The organism is Bradyrhizobium sp. (assembly GCF_022844465.1).
GTDB lineage: Bacteria > Pseudomonadota > Alphaproteobacteria > Rhizobiales > Xanthobacteraceae > Bradyrhizobium.
On the sequence record NZ_JALHLP010000001.1, the window covers coordinates 156,641 to 172,486 of the forward strand.

Annotated in this window: 14 protein-coding genes; 4 read left to right on the forward strand and 10 right to left on the reverse strand. The window is 63.8% G+C overall.

The window, feature by feature from the left end; genetic code table 11:
• Positions 1 to 112: 112 nt before the first annotated feature.
• Positions 113 to 373 (forward strand): hypothetical protein, encoded by a 261-nt coding sequence (locus tag Q0D31_RS00775; RefSeq protein WP_291842300.1) that lies wholly within the window; start codon positions 113 to 115, stop codon positions 371 to 373.
• A gap of 15 nt (positions 374 to 388) precedes the next feature.
• On the opposite strand, the gene Q0D31_RS00780 is transcribed toward Q0D31_RS00775, so the two are convergent.
• Together Q0D31_RS00780 and Q0D31_RS00785 are read right to left on the reverse strand one after the other, a co-directional pair.
• Entirely contained in the window at positions 389 to 793 is a 405-nt protein-coding gene (locus Q0D31_RS00780) for a nuclear transport factor 2 family protein (RefSeq protein ID WP_291842302.1), read from the reverse strand.
• A gap of 8 nt (positions 794 to 801) precedes the next feature.
• The gene (locus Q0D31_RS00785; protein WP_291842304.1) at positions 802 to 2,484 is read right to left on the reverse strand and encodes a glutamine--tRNA ligase/YqeY domain fusion protein; all 1,683 of its coding nucleotides are present in this window, start codon (positions 2,482 to 2,484) and stop codon (positions 802 to 804) included.
• 134 nt (positions 2,485 to 2,618) lie between these two features.
• Here Q0D31_RS00785 and gltX point away from each other — a divergent pair, with 134 nt between their 5' ends.
• A complete protein-coding gene (gene gltX, locus Q0D31_RS00790; protein ID WP_291842307.1) occupies positions 2,619 to 4,043 on the forward strand; it encodes a glutamate--tRNA ligase in 1,425 nt (474 codons plus the stop codon).
• A 158-nt stretch (positions 4,044 to 4,201) separates the two neighbouring features.
• Positions 4,202 to 5,506 (forward strand): citrate synthase, encoded by a 1,305-nt coding sequence (gltA, locus tag Q0D31_RS00795; RefSeq protein ID WP_291842309.1) that lies wholly within the window; start codon positions 4,202 to 4,204, stop codon positions 5,504 to 5,506.
• Between the two features lie 149 nt (positions 5,507 to 5,655).
• Here the strand turns inward: gltA and lpxB are convergent, their stop codons facing one another.
• The 3 genes from lpxB to lpxA are packed head-to-tail and all read right to left on the reverse strand — an operon-like array spanning position 5,656 to position 8,508.
• Positions 5,656 to 6,810, reverse strand: a complete 1,155-nt coding sequence (lpxB, locus tag Q0D31_RS00800) for a lipid-A-disaccharide synthase (protein ID WP_291842311.1) — start codon at positions 6,808 to 6,810, stop codon at positions 5,656 to 5,658.
• A gap of 29 nt (positions 6,811 to 6,839) precedes the next feature.
• Positions 6,840 to 7,685, reverse strand: coding sequence for a UDP-2,3-diacylglucosamine diphosphatase LpxI (gene lpxI, locus Q0D31_RS00805; RefSeq protein WP_291842313.1), 846 nt, complete (start codon positions 7,683 to 7,685; stop codon positions 6,840 to 6,842).
• A gap of 19 nt (positions 7,686 to 7,704) precedes the next feature.
• A complete protein-coding gene (gene lpxA / locus Q0D31_RS00810; protein ID WP_291842315.1) occupies positions 7,705 to 8,508 on the reverse strand; it encodes an acyl-ACP--UDP-N-acetylglucosamine O-acyltransferase in 804 nt (267 codons plus the stop codon).
• A gap of 188 nt (positions 8,509 to 8,696) precedes the next feature.
• Here lpxA and Q0D31_RS00815 point away from each other — a divergent pair, with 188 nt between their 5' ends.
• Positions 8,697 to 9,038 carry a KTSC domain-containing protein gene (locus Q0D31_RS00815; RefSeq protein WP_291842317.1) on the forward strand — a complete coding sequence of 114 codons (342 nt, stop codon included), beginning with the start codon at positions 8,697 to 8,699 and terminating at the stop codon, positions 9,036 to 9,038.
• A gap of 5 nt (positions 9,039 to 9,043) precedes the next feature.
• Here the strand turns inward: Q0D31_RS00815 and fabZ are convergent, their stop codons facing one another.
• The 5 genes from fabZ to dxr form a co-directional block, all read right to left on the reverse strand.
• Positions 9,044 to 9,502 (reverse strand): 3-hydroxyacyl-ACP dehydratase FabZ, encoded by a 459-nt coding sequence (gene fabZ, locus Q0D31_RS00820; RefSeq protein WP_291842319.1) that lies wholly within the window; start codon positions 9,500 to 9,502, stop codon positions 9,044 to 9,046.
• Entirely contained in the window at positions 9,502 to 10,569 is a 1,068-nt protein-coding gene (lpxD, locus tag Q0D31_RS00825; protein ID WP_291842322.1) for a UDP-3-O-(3-hydroxymyristoyl)glucosamine N-acyltransferase, read from the reverse strand. The genes fabZ and lpxD overlap by 1 nt, the downstream gene beginning before the upstream one ends.
• A gap of 126 nt (positions 10,570 to 10,695) precedes the next feature.
• Positions 10,696 to 13,251, reverse strand: a complete 2,556-nt coding sequence (bamA, locus tag Q0D31_RS00830) for an outer membrane protein assembly factor BamA (RefSeq protein ID WP_291842324.1) — start codon at positions 13,249 to 13,251, stop codon at positions 10,696 to 10,698.
• 172 nt (positions 13,252 to 13,423) lie between these two features.
• Positions 13,424 to 14,578: an RIP metalloprotease RseP gene (gene rseP, locus Q0D31_RS00835; protein ID WP_291842326.1), complete on the reverse strand. Its 1,155-nt coding sequence runs from the start codon at positions 14,576 to 14,578 to the stop codon at positions 13,424 to 13,426.
• 43 nt (positions 14,579 to 14,621) lie between these two features.
• Positions 14,622 to 15,845 (reverse strand): 1-deoxy-D-xylulose-5-phosphate reductoisomerase, encoded by a 1,224-nt coding sequence (dxr, locus tag Q0D31_RS00840; protein ID WP_291842328.1) that lies wholly within the window; start codon positions 15,843 to 15,845, stop codon positions 14,622 to 14,624.
• Position 15,846: the final 1 nt, after the last annotated feature.

Genomic DNA, 15,846 nt, shown 5'->3' on the forward strand with positions numbered 1-15,846 from the left:
GACGCTGCATTCCGGGCGCCAGCCGGAACGGATGCAGAAACCTGAGGTAACCCGCCCCGGTTAGCGCTACAGTCCCGAGCAGAGTCGGATCGGACCAGGGGTAAGAGACAACATGAAATTTGCGGCATGCCTGACTTTCGCAGCGGTGATGACCGCCCTGGCCTCCATCGCCCACGCTGCCCCCGAACAATGCCGGTTCATTGAAGCGAGACTGGAGCGCGAGGCGTGCTACCAGCGTCAGGAAACCGCCCGCGCCGCGCGACAAAAGGCCCGCGACACCCAACAGGCCGCGCAGCAAAAGCCCTATGAGCCGACGGCGTCGGACGACGCCCAGCTGGTGAAATCCCTGCGAGGCATCTGCCGGGGCTGCTAGGCAGTGCGGCCCGACCTATGGCTCGATCAGCGGCGTCTTCGATGACACATGATGGCTCGCGATCTTCCAGTCGCCGTCCTCGCGGACGATGACCCAGGTGATCTTCACCTGCAGCGGCTCGGGTCTCTCGTCCACCTCAAAGGTCGCCGTACCCGCGACGTTGATGACCTCGTCGGCCGCCGGCGCGGTCCTGACATCGGTGAATTGCACTGATGGCGAGGACCATCGCGGCAGGCCAGCGAAGTATGCGCTCACGCCGTCATGGCCGCGATACAGGTTTGGATTCGAGCCGAAGAAGAATGCGTTCCTCGAATAGAGCGACGCAAGCGCCGCGGCGTCCAGTTTTCGAAACGCGGTCGCCCATTTCTCCATGATGCCGGAGACGACGTCGTCGGTCGCGCTATGCCCGATTGATGACATTGCACAGCTCAAGCCTTGCCGCCGACTTCCTTGGCAAAGGTGTCGCGCAGGCCGATGGTGCGGTTGAACACCGGCTTGCCCGGGGTCGAGTCCCGGTCGCGGACGAAATAGCCCTGCCGCTCGAACTGCATCACGTCGCTAGAACCATCGGCGGCGACCGACGGCTCGATGCGGGCGTCGGACAAGATCTTCAGCGACTCCGGATTGAGATCGGCGGCAAAGTTCGCCGCGCTCGGGTTGGGGTTCTGGAACAGCTGCTTGTAGACGCGGATTTCGGCCGGCACCGACTGCGTCGCCGAGAGCCAGTGCATAGTGGCCTTGACCTTGCGGCCGTCGGGCGCGTTGCCGCCCTTGGTGGCGGGATCGTAGCTGCAGCGCAGTTCGACCACTTCGCCGGCGGCGTCCTTGATGACGCCGGTACATTTGATGAAATAGGCGTAGCGCAGCCGCACTTCGCTGCCCGGCGACAGGCGGAAGAATTTCTTCGGCGGGCTCTCCATGAAGTCGTCGCGCTCGATAAAGAGCTCGCGGCCGAACGAAACCTTGCGCGAGCCGGCTGCGGGATCGTCGGGATGGTTGACGGCCTCAAGTTCCTCCGTCTGGCCTTCCGGGTAATTCTCGATCACGACCTTGAGCGGCCGCAGCACCGCCATCCGCCGCTGCGACGTCTTGTTGAGGAACTCGCGGATGCAGAACTCCAGCATGCCGACATCTACCACGCTGTTGGCCTTGGCAACGCCGATGCGCTTGACGAATTCACGCACCGCCGCCGGCGGCACGCCGCGCCGCTTCAAGCCGGCAATGGTCGGCATCCGCGGATCGTCCCAGCCGGAGACGTGGCCGTCGCGCACCAGCTGCGTCAGCACGCGCTTGGACAACAGCGTATAGGTCAGGTTCAGCCGAGCGAATTCGTATTGCCGCGGCTTGGAGGGCACCGGCAGCTTGTCGAGCAGCCACTCATAGAGCGGCCGGTGGTCCTCGAACTCCAGCGTGCAGATCGAATGGGTGATGCCTTCGATGGCGTCCGACTGGCCGTGGGCGTAGTCGTAGCTCGGATAAATCGACCATTTGTCGCCGGTGCGCGGATGGTGCGCGTGCAGGATGCGGTAGAGCACGGGGTCGCGCAGGTTGATGTTGCCGGCGGCCATGTCGATCCTGGCGCGCAGCACGCGGGCGCCGTTCGGAAACTCGCCGGCCTTCATGCGCCTGAATAGGTCGAGGCTTTCCTCCACCGTGCGGTCGCGGAACGGCGAGTTCTTGCCGGGTTCGGTCAGCGTGCCGCGCCTGACGCGGATTTCCTCCTGCGACTGGTCGTCGACATAGGCGTGGCCGGCCTGGATCAAGCCCTCCGCCCAGTCATAGAGCCGATCGAAATAGTCCGATGCGTAGTAGAGATCGGTTCCCCAATCGTAACCGAGCCAGCGTACATCGGCCTGGATCGAGTCGATGTACTCCTGCTCTTCCTTGGTCGGGTTGGTGTCGTCGAAGCGCAGATGGCAGCGCCCGCCGAACTCCTGGGCAATGCCGAAATTGAGCGCGATCGACTTGGCGTGGCCGATATGCAGATAGCCGTTTGGCTCCGGCGGAAACCGGGTAACAACCTCCTTGTGCTTCCCGGAGGTGAGGTCGGCCTGGACGATGTCGCGGATGAAATCGCGACCCGCCTCTGCCGCTACCGATTCTGTGGTCATTCCGCATTCCTGTCAGGGATTGGCGAACCTTCTGCCAAATTCGCCCCCCCGCGCCAAGCCTGCTTTGCCCTTGGGCGAGGCTTTAGTTATGTACCGTTCCTGCTATACCCCACCGTCCAAGCATAGGCCCGCCCTTGACCGATCCCGTCGTCACACGCTTCGCCCCGTCGCCCACCGGCTTCCTCCACATCGGGGGCGCCCGCACCGCGCTGTTCAACTGGCTATACGCCAGAAAGCTCGGCGGCAAAATGCTGCTGCGGATCGAGGACACCGACCGCGAGCGCTCGACTGAGGCCGCCATGGCAGCCATCCTCGACGGATTGAAGTGGCTGGAGCTCGATTGGGACGGCGACGTCGTCTACCAGTTCAGCCGCGCCGCCCGCCACCGCGAGGTGGCCGAGCAACTGCTGGCGAGCGGCAAGGCCTACCGCTGCTACGCGACGTCGGAGGAACTGGCCGCAATGCGCGAGAGCGCGCGCGCCGAGGGCCGCACCCGCCTCTATGACGGGCTGTGGCGCGACCGCGATCCCGCACAGGCGCCTGCCGGCATGAAGCCGACCATTCGGCTCAAGGCGGCCCAGACTGGAGAAACCGTGATCGAGGACCAGGTTCAGGGCCGCGTGGTCTGGCAGAACGAGAACCTCGACGATCTCGTGCTGCTGCGCGGCGACGGCAACCCGACCTACATGCTGGCGGTGGTGGTCGACGACCACGACATGGGCATCAGCCACGTAATCCGCGGCGACGACCATCTGATCAACGCCGCGCGCCAGAAGCAGATCTACGAGGCTCTGGGATGGGACATTCCGAGCATGTCGCACATCCCGCTGATCCATGGGCCCGACGGCTCCAAGCTCTCCAAGCGCCACGGTGCGCTCGGCGTCGACGCCTACCGGGCCATGGGATACTTGCCGGCGGCGATGCGCAACTACCTGGTGCGGCTGGGCTGGAGCCATGGCGACCAGGAAATTTTCTCAACGCAGGAGATGATCGAAGCGTTCGACCTGGCAGCAATCGGGCGCTCCGCGGCGCGGTTCGATTTCGCCAAGCTTGAGAACCTCAACGGCCACTATATCCGCCACGCCGACGACCGCGCGCTGGTCAGGATGTTCGAGGATGTGCTGGACTATGTCCCGGACGGCGCCAACCTCAAGGCGAAGCTCAACGACAGCACACGCTCCCAGTTGCTGCAGGCGATGCCGAGCCTGAAAGAGCGCGCCAAGACGTTGATTGAGCTGATCGCGAGTTCCTACTTCATTTTTGCCGACCGCCCGCTCGACATCGAACCGAAGGCGGCCGCGCTCTTGACGCCGGAAACCCGCGCGCTGATCGGCAAGCTGCGGACCGCGCTGGAGGCCGTCACGGACTGGGACGCCGACTCCACCGAGGCCGCGATGCGAAGCTTTGCCGAGCAAGGCAACCTCAAGCTCGGCGCGGTGGCGCAGCCGCTCCGCGTGGCGCTGACGGGGCGCACGACCTCGCCCGGAATCTTCGACGTTCTGGCGGTGCTGGGGCGGCAGGAATGCCTGGCCCGGCTAGGCGACCAGGCCGCAGCGTGAGCGCTTGCCCCGACGCTTGCGGCCATCTTGCAGCGCATAGGGCAATAAGCTACCCATTTGGCGCCGCCTTCTAGACAACCCGGCCTCCTTGATTCCGCCTTGAGAATGGCACCAGGGTGAGGCGCGGTTTTCGCAACGATTTCATCGGGGACTACACGATGGACGCAAAATCCAGCAACAAGACTGCAACGCTCACCGTAGGCAACAAGTCCTACGATTTCCCGATCCTCAGCGGCACGGTGGGGCCCGATGTCATCGACATCGCCAAGCTCTATGCCCAGGCCGGCATGTTCACCTACGACCCCGGCTTCACCTCGACCGGCAGCTGCCAGTCGAAGATCACCTATATCGACGGCGACGCCGGCGTGCTGGAATATCGCGGCTACCCGATCGAGCAGCTCGCCGAAAAGGGCGACTTCCTCGAGACCTGCTACCTCCTGCTCTACGGGAACCTTCCGACTGCGGCCCAGAAGCAGGATTTCGACAGCCGCGTGATCCATCACACCATGGTTCACGAGCAGATGGCCCGGTTCTTCCAGGGCTTCCGGCGCGACGCCCATCCGATGGCCATCATGGTTGCCGCCGTCGGCGCGCTGGCCGCGTTCTATCACGACAGCACCGACATCAACGACACCCGGCAGCGCATGATCGCCTCGATGCGCATGATCGCGAAGGTGCCGACGCTGGCCGCGATGGCCTACAAATATACCGTCGGCCAGCCCTTCATGTATCCGAAGAACTCGCTCACCTTTGCCGAGAACTTCCTGCACATGTGCTTTGCGGTTCCCTGCGAGGACTACAAGCTCAACCCGGTGCTGGCCGACGCGCTCGACAAGATCTTCATCCTGCACGCCGACCATGAGCAGAACGCCTCGACCTCGACCGTGCGTATCGCCGGCTCTTCCGGCGCCAACCCGTTCGCCTGCATCGCCGCCGGCATCGCCTGCCTGTGGGGCCCGGCGCATGGCGGCGCCAACGAGGCGGCACTGTCCATGCTCGCCGACATCGGCACCGTCGACAAGATTCCTGAATTCATCAAGAAAGTGAAGGACAAGAACAGCGAAGTCCGCCTGATGGGCTTCGGCCACCGCGTCTACAAGAACTACGATCCACGCGCCAAGATCATGCAGAAGATGTGTCACGCCGTGCTGGCCGAAACCGGCCATGGCGACGATCCGATGCTGAAAGTGGCGCTCGAGCTGGAAAAGATCGCGTTGAGCGATCAGTATTTCATCGACCGCAAGCTTTATCCGAACGTCGATTTCTATTCGGGCATCACGCTGAAGGCGATGGGCTTCCCGACCTCGATGTTTACCGTATTGTTCGCGGTCGCCCGCACCGTCGGCTGGATCAGCCAGTGGAGCGAGATGATCGAGGATCCGCAGCAGAAGATCGGCCGCCCGCGCCAGCTCTACACCGGCGTCACCCGGCGTGACTACGTTCCGATCGACAAGCGGAAGTAAGCGCCGGTCGCACGACAACTCAAAAGCCGGATGCGATCACAGCCTCCGGCTTTTCTCGTTTTATGCGTAGGATGGGTAGAGCGCAGCGAAACCCATCGCGGTTGCGGACAGGCAGTGATGGGCATCGCTTCGCTCCACCCATCCGAAATCTACCCCCGCCGCGCTTTTCGCATTGTCGCCAGCACGATATCGGCGGCGCGGACGCTGGGCGGTTGGCTGCCGGTCGACAGAATTCGCTCGATCCCGGCGAACGCTTCGAGCTGCTTTTGCCGCAGCTGGGTATCGCCGAGCACCTCGCGTAGCGCCTGCGAAAGCTTTTCCGGCGCGCAGTCCTGCTGCAGGAATTCCGGCACGACGTTCTCGCCGAGCACGAGGTTGGCCAATATCACCGAGTTCACCTTGATCGCCCGCCGCAATATCCAGGCCTCCGCCGCGCCGGTCCGGTAGGCCGCCACCATCGGCACCCCCGATAGCGCCAGTTCAAGCGTGACCGTGCCGGATTTCGCGAGCGCCGCGTGCGCAATCCGGAACGCCGCGCGTTTTTCCTGCTCGCCGATCACGACCTGGGGCTGCACCGGCCAGCCCTTCAGCGCCTCCACGATCGCCTCCTGCAGATGCGGCATGGTCGGCAGCACCAGTTCGAAGGCAACGCCCTGCTCCTGCAGCCGTCCCAAGGCCTGGCCAAACACAGCCATGTGATGGCGGATCTCGCTGCGGCGGCTTCCCGGCAACACCAGCAGCACCGGCGGCGCATCCGCGCGCCGCTTCGCCTCTTCCGCATTCGGCCGCAGTGAGGCGAGTTGCTCGGTAAGGGGGTGACCGACATAGCTGCAGGGCGGACCGTTCAGCCTGCGATACGCCTCGGGCTCGAACGGCAGCAGCGCCAGCACGTGATCGACATACTTCAGCATCGCGCGCGCCCGCCCCGGCCGCCATGCCCAGACCGAGGGCGAGACATAGTCGACGATCGGGATCCCGGGGTCGCTGGCCCGGACCCGTTTGGCGACGCGATGGGTAAAGTCGGGGCTGTCGATGATGACCAGAACGTCGGGCGAGGCGTCGGCCACCACCGCGGCCGTCTCCTTGATCAGCCCGAGAATCTTCGGCAGTTGCGCGACGACCGCAGCGAGCCCGATGATCGAGAGCTCTTCGATCGGAAACAGCGACGCCAGGCCTTCACGCGCCATCGCCCGTCCGCCCACGCCTTCGAACCGCACCGCGTCGCCGAGGCGCTGGCGCAGCACCTTCATCAGGTTGGCGCCCAGGCGATCGCCGGATTCCTCCGTCGCAATCAGAAAGACCAACCTCTCCTCGGCAGGCCTGCGCGCCGGCGTCACGCGGGCAAACCCTGGATGAACAAGCCGGCCTTGTCGGCAGCCGCGACCATGCCTTGCGCATCCGCAGCGATGGTGCTGCCGGCGATGACGGCGATGCCGGCAAGCCCTGCGCTGGCGACGCCTTCGATGGTTTTCGGGCCTACCGTGGGTAGATCGAAGCGCAAGTCCTGGCCGCTCTTCGGCGCCTTCACCAGCACGCCGCGGCCCGGTTTGGCGCGAATGCGCCCCGTTTCGCGCAGCCGCGCCACGCGCGCCAGCAAGCCATCCGTGCCCTCGATGTCCTCGACTGCAACCACGTGCCCGTCGATCACGACAACGGCCTGACCGATGTCGAAGGGCCCCAGCGCGCCGAGCACTTCCCGCCCCCGCCCGATATCGGCCGTGGCGGCTGCATCAGGCGTTGCCCGCGCAATGGCTCCCTGCGGCATCAGAATGTCCGGCGCGACGTCCCGGATGCCGACCATCCTGAAACCGTCGCGTTCGAGGATTCGGCCAATTCCCGAAAGCAGATGATCGTCGCCGCCGCGAAACGCCGACATCAACTCGCCGATGACGCGGATCGTCCCCCAATCCAGCCTGATCTCCGACAGCGCCGGCCGCATCAAGGAGCCGATAAAGACAAGATCGCGGCAGCCCTCGCTGCGAAACAGTCTTGTCGCACGGCCGAGTTGCCCGACCGAGATCCAGTGATGGCGGAAGCGCTCGACTCGCGCCGGATCGCAGGCGCCACGCAACGCGAACACCACTGGCGCAATGCCGCGTGCGACAAGCGAGTCCGCCACCGCGAACGGCATAACGCCACCGCCGGCGATGATGCCGACCGCTAAAGCCGCTGAACTCATGGCTGCGGCGACCCCGTCATCAATGTCTGCCGCCGTTGTCGGCCGGCAGGCACAGCGCGCGATGCTTGCCGTCGCCGATGAAGTCGAGGATTTCGGCAATCGCCGGGTCCTCGTTGCGGAGCTGTTGCACCGCCTCAAGCCGTTCGGCAAAGATACCCGGTCCGTGGAACAGCTGCTGGTAGAACGCGCGCACCGTAGCGAGCCGGGCCTTGGTGAAGTTGCGACGCTTCATGCCGATAATGTTGAGGCCCTCGAGCGCGGCATACTGGCCGTTGACCAGGCCGAACGGAATGACGTCGCCGCGCACGCCGCAGACGCCACCCACCATCACCTGCGGCCCGACCCGCGTGAACTGGTGCACCGCCGACAACCCGCCGATAAAGACGAAGTCACCGATCTGGCAATGCCCGCCGAGCGTCGCCGATGTCGCAAAGATCACGTCATCGCCGACCTGGCAATCATGCCCAACATGGCTGCAATTCATGAAGTAGCCGCGCGCGCCAACCCGCGTCACGCCGCCGCCGGCAACGGTCCCAGCGTTCATGGTGACGGACTCCCGGATGGTGCAGCCGGCGCCGATCTCGAGCCGGGTCAGTTCGCCGCGGTAGCCCAGCGATTGCGGTGGCGTACCGAGCGAGACAAACGGATAGATGACGCAGCCGTCGCCGATCGTGGTCTGCGCCGTGACGTAAACATGCGCGATCAGCCGGCAATTGGCGCCGACGACCACGTTGGGACCGACGATGCAGTAAGGGCCGATCGAGGTTCCCTCACCGATCACGGCGCCCTCTTCAATCCGCGCGGTGGGGTCGATCGTCTTCATCGAACAAGTCCAGTGCCGGCTGTATGCATGGCGGATATTGGGATTTTCCGGTGGTTACCGCGGCATGCCAGCGCTGTCCAGTGACGTATGGTTACGCCGTGTTTCGGTTCTCCCCAAGACTTGCCGCATCGGTTAAAAGGTAAACGCGCCGCATATCACGCCGGCTGGATCGGTAGCGTCGAGCATTCATGGTCAGAGCAGCAACCAGTCTTGTCCTTGTGCTGCTGTCGGCTTCGATCGGCGTGGAAACGGTCAATGTCGGCGACGGCGGCCTGCACGACGTCGGAAGCCATGAATGCCGCGACATCAATCGCAGCACGATCGTCCAGCGCGTCTGTTATGACCGCGCGCGACTCCACCTGATCGTCGGCATCCAGGGCAGCTACAGCCAATATTGCGAGCTTTCGGTCGAGACCTTCGACGCCTTCATGGCCGCGCCCTCGATGGGTCAGTTCTTTCGCCGCAATATCGGGGAGCAGGGCACGAGCGGCCGCTATAATTGCCAAAGCGATCGGCGGCCGGGACCTTGAGCCGTTCAGTCCGTCAGCATCGCGCCGACGTCGGCCTCTGCGACCACGCTGCCATCCACCTTGGCGTCGCCGTGAAACCACCACATCGCCTTGCGGCGGCCGATCGAGCGCATGTGGTACTCGATGGTATCGCCGGGCATCACCGGCTTGCGAAACTTGCACTTGTCGATGGTGAGAAAATACACCGCGCGCGGTTTCTGCGTGCCCTCGACCGACTTGATGCCGATGACACCGGCGGTCTGGGCCATGGCCTCGATCATCATCACGCCGGGATACACCGGACGATCCGGAAAGTGACCGAGAAACGGCGGTTCGTTGAAGGTGACGTTCTTGACGCCGATGCCGCTGTAATCGGTCCGGATCTTGATGACACGGTCGATCAGTAGCATCGGATAGCGGTGCGGGAGCGTTTTGAGAATCTCGTTGATGTCCACGAGCTCGAACCTGACCGGTGCATCCTCCATCACTCCCGTCCCCCGCCCTTCGGATCGGCCGAGCCGTCCTGCGCCAGTCGCTCCACCGCGATAATCTCCCTGAACCACTGCCTGGTCGGCTTGGCAAAGAAGCCGCCCCAGCGGCCGTTGGGCGGAATGTCGTCCTTGACGCCGCTCATCGCCGTGACCTGGGCGCCATCGCCGATCTTGAGGTGATTATTGATGCCTACCTTGGCGCCCAACGCGACATTGTCTCCGATCGTCAGGCTGCCCGCGAGCCCGATCTGGGCCGCGAGCAGGCAGTGCCTGCCGATGGTTACATTGTGACCGACCTGAACTTGATTGTCGATTTTGGTGCCCTCGCCGATCACGGTGTCGCGGAGGCTGCCACGGTCGATGGTGGTGCCAGCGCCGATCTCGACGTCGTTCTGGATCAGGACGCGGCCGGTCTGAGGCACCTTCAGATGACCTTCCGGCCCGAAGAACAGGAAGCCGTAGCCGTCCTGGCCGATGCTGCAGCCGGGATGGATCAGGACGTTGTTGCCGATCAGTGCGAACTGGATGGCGGTGCGCGCGCCGACATTGCAATCCCGGCCGATCCTGACATCGGCTCCGATCACCGCACCGGGGCCGATCACCGTTCCTGAGCCAATCTCGGCCCGCGGGCCGATCACAGCGAGCGGATCGACGATCACGCCGTCTTCCAGGCGAGCCGACGGGTCGATGATCGCTGACGGCGCTATGCCCTCATCGCCGCACCAGGATTGCGGACGCAGCGCATCGGCATGCCATGTGCGCGCCAGCTTGACGAAGGCGCGGAACGGCTGGGCTGCGCGCAGGATGGTGACGTGGGCGGGTACGTCGGCTTCGAAACGCGAGTTGACCAGGCAAGCCCCAGCCTTGGTCGCCTTGAGCTGGTCGGCGTATCTGAGATTGTCGAAGAACGACAGATGCATGGGGCCGGCTTCGTCGAGCGAAGCCAGGGCCCTGATTACCCGCGCGCCCTGCGCGGGATCGACCAATACCGCACCAGTCAGCGCGGCGATCTCGGCCAGCGTCGATGATGGGGGTCGCTTGAAAAAGATCGGCTGCGCCATTCCACCCGTCGCAGTCCGGCCGGCGTTCACACCAGAGCGCCGGCTCTAAAAAACCAGAACCGGCCGCGCTCCCTGTCCCGACGCGCCTGCAGGTGCGAGCCTGTGATCGCCACGCCTGCAAGCCTGCTAGAACGACGTGCCGCCGCCAAACTTGAATTCCTGCACCCGGTCAAACTTACCCTTGGTAAGCGGAACCGCATAGTCGAAGCGCAGCGGACCAAACGGCGAGGCCCAGATCAGGCCAACACCGACCGAGGTGCGAACGACGTTGCCGTCGTCGTATTGCAGGCCGAGGCAGGTGCCGGGATCCGTCACACTGTTGGTTCTCGCCGGCCTGCAGCCCGCCACATTGACTTCGCCTGTCTGCGCCCAGGACGTCGGCCCCTTGTAGTCGAAAAGGCCGCCGGCATCGGCATAGACCGAGCCTTTGAGTCCGACTTCCTTCGGCAGGAACCAGAACGGCATCTGCAGTTCCGCAGACGCGCCCCAATACTTGGTGCCGCCGAGCGCATCGCCGGTTCCGAACGGATTGATGTCGCGAGCGCCGATCCCGTTCGGCGCAAAGCCGCGGACAAGGTTCGGACCCATCTGGAAGTGATCGAGCATCCGCAGCTCGCTGCTGCCAAACTGATTCAGAATGCCGCCCTGGACGCGGAGCAGGCCGACGATATCGGCGACCAGCGGCGTGTAGTACTTCGCGTCAAACGAGGACTTGATGTATTTCACGTCGCCGCCGACGCCGGCAAAATCCTGCTTCCAGTCGATCAACAGGCCATCGGTCGGGTTCTTGTTGTTGTCGAGCGTGTTGTAGTTCAGCGAGTAACCCAACGACGAGGTCAGCGTCTTGCCGCTCTGCAGCTCCCTGCGGACCGGCAGCGAGGCTTCGCCGTCGGCATAGCACCACAGGCCGCTGCCCGAGTCGGTAACGCCGCCCAACGTTCCTCCGTTGGGAATGCCGTTCAACTGGGCAAAGGCCGGCGTCGGATTGAATGCGAGCAACGAGTTCGACGCATTGTTGTTGCAGTTCGCGAGCGTGCTCGGCAGCTGGATTTCCTGCTGGTAGATCGAATAGCGCAGCTGCAAAGCGAGGTCTTCGCGCAAACTGAAGCCAAGCCGCGGGCTGAAGCCGATGGTCTTGGTGCCGTAGGAGATAAAGCGGTTGGCGAGTTGCTCGCGCTGGAACAGGTCGAGGCCGAGCGCAACGCGATAGTCCAGCAGGTAGGGTTCGACAAAGGAGAGCGAATAACCGCGCGCGTACTGGCCATAGGTCACCGCCGCCTTCGCGTACAGACCGCGGCCGAGGAAATTGCGTTCGGATATGCTGACTTCGGCCAGCGCCCCGTCGGTGGTGGAGTAGCCGCCGGACACCGAGAAGTCGCCGGTGGATTTCTCCTCGATATCCACGATCAGGATCACCCGATCGCTGGAAGAGCCAGGCTCGCTCAGGATCTTCACGCTCTTGAAGAAGTCGAGATTCTTCAACCGTCGTTCGGCGCGATCGACCAGCGCGCGGTTGTAGGCGTCGCCCTCGGACAGGTCGAACTCGCGACGGATCACATAGTCGCGGGTGCGGGTGTTGCCGCGAATGTTGATGCGCTCGATATAGGTTCGCGGGCCTTCGTCGATGGCGAAGACGATCGACACGGTGTGCTGCTCGAAATTGCGATCACCACGCGGACGCACGACGGCGAAGGCATAACCGCGCCGAGAGGCCTCGATCTGCATTTCCTCGACCGACTTCTCTAGCGCCTCGGCGTTGTAGAGCGAACCGACGTTGACGCGCGAGAAGCTGCGGAACGACTTGGCGTCGAGCGTGCTGATGGAGGTCTGGAAATCGACCGCTGCGACCCGATATTGCTGGCCCTCTTCGATCTTGAAGGTGACGAGGAACCCCTTCCTATCAGGATCATACTCGGTCAGCGCGGCCACAACCTGTACGTCGGCATAACCGTTCTTGAGATAGAAGCGGCGAATCAGGTCGCGGTCGGCCTCGACCCGGTCGGGATCGTAAACGTCGGCGCCGCCGAGAAAGCTCAGAAGGTTGGACTCGCGGGTCTTGATGACGTCCTTGAGGCGATAGGAGGAATAGGCGACGTTGCCGACGAATTCGATCGACTTGACGCCGGTCTTGCTGCCTTCGGTGATCGTGAAGATCAGGTCGACGCGGTTGTTCGGCTGCTCGATGACCTCAGGAGTGACGCGAACGTCGTAGCGGCCCGAGCGCCGGTAGATCTCCGCGATGCGCTGGGCGTCCGACTGCACCATCGGGCGCGAAAGGGTCCCGCGCGGCTTGGACTGGATCTCCGCGGAGAGCTGCTCGTCCTTGACCTTCTTGTTGCCCTCGAAGGCGATACGTCCGATCACCGGATTTTCGACCACAACCACGACCAGCCGGCCGCCCGCCTGGTTGATTCGCACGTCCTGGAACAGCCCGGTTTCGATCAGCGCCTTCAGGCCATCGTCAATCTGGGCCTGACCGAGCCGGCCGCCGGGGCCCGGCTTGAAATAGGAGCGGATGGTCTCGACTTCGACGCGTCGATTACCCTCGACGGCGATGGATGCAACCGTCTGGGCCGCAGCGGGCGCCGGTACAATCACGCCGCCCGCCGTGACGCCCACCAGCGCCGCGCCCAGGATCAGGGCAGCCAGAACGCTCCCCCGCACTCGTCTTCCAAGCATCATGCGCAACGCGCCCTTGTTATTAACTTGCCGGCCCGTACCCCTACGAACCGACAGAATCCCATCGTTGGACTGCTTGTAGCCAATTTAAACGAGGGGGCAAACCGGGCATCGCCGTGCGATTCCAATTTCATTCCAAGACGTTGCCAATGGGCAACGCCACAAAAAAGCCGCTTCACGATGCCGCCAAATGCAGGATGTCGTTGTAGGTCGCAAACACCATCAGCATCAGCACCAGGCCCAGCCCGATTCGAAAGCCCATCTCCTGGGCCCGTACCGACAGCGGGCGCCCCCTGATGGCCTCGATCGCATAGAACAAAAGGTGACCTCCGTCGAGCAGCGGGACCGGAAACAGGTTCAGCAGGCCGATCGAGATCGAAAGTACCGCAGCCAAATGCACCAGGGCGACCACGCCGATGGTCGCAACCTGGCCCGAAATCTGAGCAATTCTGATCGGACCGCCGACCTGGTCGGCGGCCTCGCGGCCGGTGAAAACCCCACCGATATAGGCCAGCGTCCGGTCGATCACGAACCAGGTTTCCTTGACCCCGAGCCATAGCGCGCTGGCGGGATCGACCCGCTCGGTCACGACATCACCCGGCGCGGTGGCGCGGGTGATGCCCAGCACGCCGAGCCGGTGGACGTTTCCGAAATTGTCCTTCACTTCGCGGAGTTCCGGGGTGCCCTTCAACTGCAGGCTCGAATCACCGCGCTTGACGGCGAAATTAAGCTGATCGCCGGCGCGAACCCCGACGATGCGCTGCATGTCGGAAAAGCTGCCGACGGCCTTGCCGTCGATCGCTGTGACGATATCGCCGACCTGAAAGCCCGCTCTTTCAGCGGCGCTGCCAGCCTCGATCTTGTCGACCCGCGCTGTTGTGCTCGGTTTGCCGAAAAAGGTGAAAAGGCAGGTGAAGATCACGATCGCGAGAATGAAATTGGCAATCGGACCAGCGGCCACGATCGCAGCGCGCGGGCCGACCTTCTTGTGGTGGAAGCTGCCTGCGCGCTCTTCCGCGGTCATGCCGGCGAGCGCCTCCGGGGATGCAGGGGTCGAGGCCTCCGATTCGTCGCCGAAGAACTTCACATAGCCGCCGAGCGGAACTGCGGAAATCTTCCATCGCGTGCCGCGGCGGTCGTTGAAGCCCACGAGTTCCGGCCCGAAACCGATCGAGAACGTCAACACCTTCACGCCCGCCCAGCGGGCAACCAGGAAGTGGCCGAGCTCGTGGAAGAAGACGACGATGGTCAGCACGAACAGGAATGGGATGATGTAGCCGACAAGACCCTGCCCCAACGTACTGAAACTATTTAGGAATAAATCTAACATCCGATTTCCCTCGACAAAGCCAAACGTCGCCGTCCCCAAGCCTCTAGGATGCCTTCAAGGCAATTTGAGGCAATAGGGAGGTAGCCCTCTTTCGCGCGCCATGGTCAACGGCGATCGCGTCGTCGGCCGATGTCAGCAGCGCGAGATTCCCGGTCCGGATCCAGTCATTGATCGTGGCTTCGACGAGTCGCGCGATCGCCCCGAACCTGATTTGGCCGGCAATGAACGCCGCCACCGCGACCTCGTTGGCGGCGTTGAACACCGTGGTCGCGCCGCGGCCGGTGCGCAACGCGTCGTAGGCCAGCTGCAGTCCCGGGAACCGCTCGAAATCCGGCTCCTCGAAGGTCAGCTGCCCGATCTTGGCAAGATCAAGCCGGGCTGACGGCCCGACGATTCGATCCGGCCAACCAAGGCAGTGCGCAATCGGGATGCGCATGTCGGGAGCGCCGAGCTGGGCGACCACCGAGCGATCGGAGAATTCCACCATGCCGTGGATGATCGATTGCGGATGCACGAGAACGTTGATTTCGTCGGGCGCCAGCGCGAAGAGATAGGAGGCTTCGATGACTTCGAGCCCCTTGTTCATCATCGACGCCGAATCGATGGTGATCTTCTGGCCCATGCTCCAGTTCGGATGTTTCAGCGCCTGCGCGAGCGTGGCCTGCTCGATGTCTGCAGCCGCCCAGCTGCGGAACGGACCGCCGGAGGCGGTAATGATGACGCGGACCAATTCCTCGCGATTGCCCGAGGAAAGCGCCTGAAACAACGCGTTGTGTTCCGAATCCGCCGGCAGGATGCATGCTCCCGCCTTGGCGGCGCGTTGCATGAAGAAGTCGCCGGCGCAGACCAGACATTCCTTGTTCGCCAACGCCACCGCCGCACCGCGATCCACCGCAGCCAGCGCCGGCTTCAGTCCGGCCGCGCCGCTCACCGCCGCCATCACCCAGTCGGCGGGACGCGCGGCGGCCTCGATCACGGCGCTCTCCCCCGCCCCGCATTCGGTCGAAGTGCCGGCCAAAGCCTGCTTGAGTTCGCCCAGGCGCGCGGGATCGGCCACCGCCGCAAATCGCGCGCCGAACTCTCTCGCAAGCCGGGCCAACGCGTCGACATTGGAATTCGCCGTCAACGCCTCGACCCGGTAACGGTCGCGCGCGCCCCGCAGCAAATCCATGGTGCTGTCGCCGATGGAACCGGTGGCGCCCAGCACGGTCACCGTGCGCGCCTCCCCGACCCCGGCCTTGTTGTTACGCAATGGAACCGCGCTCATC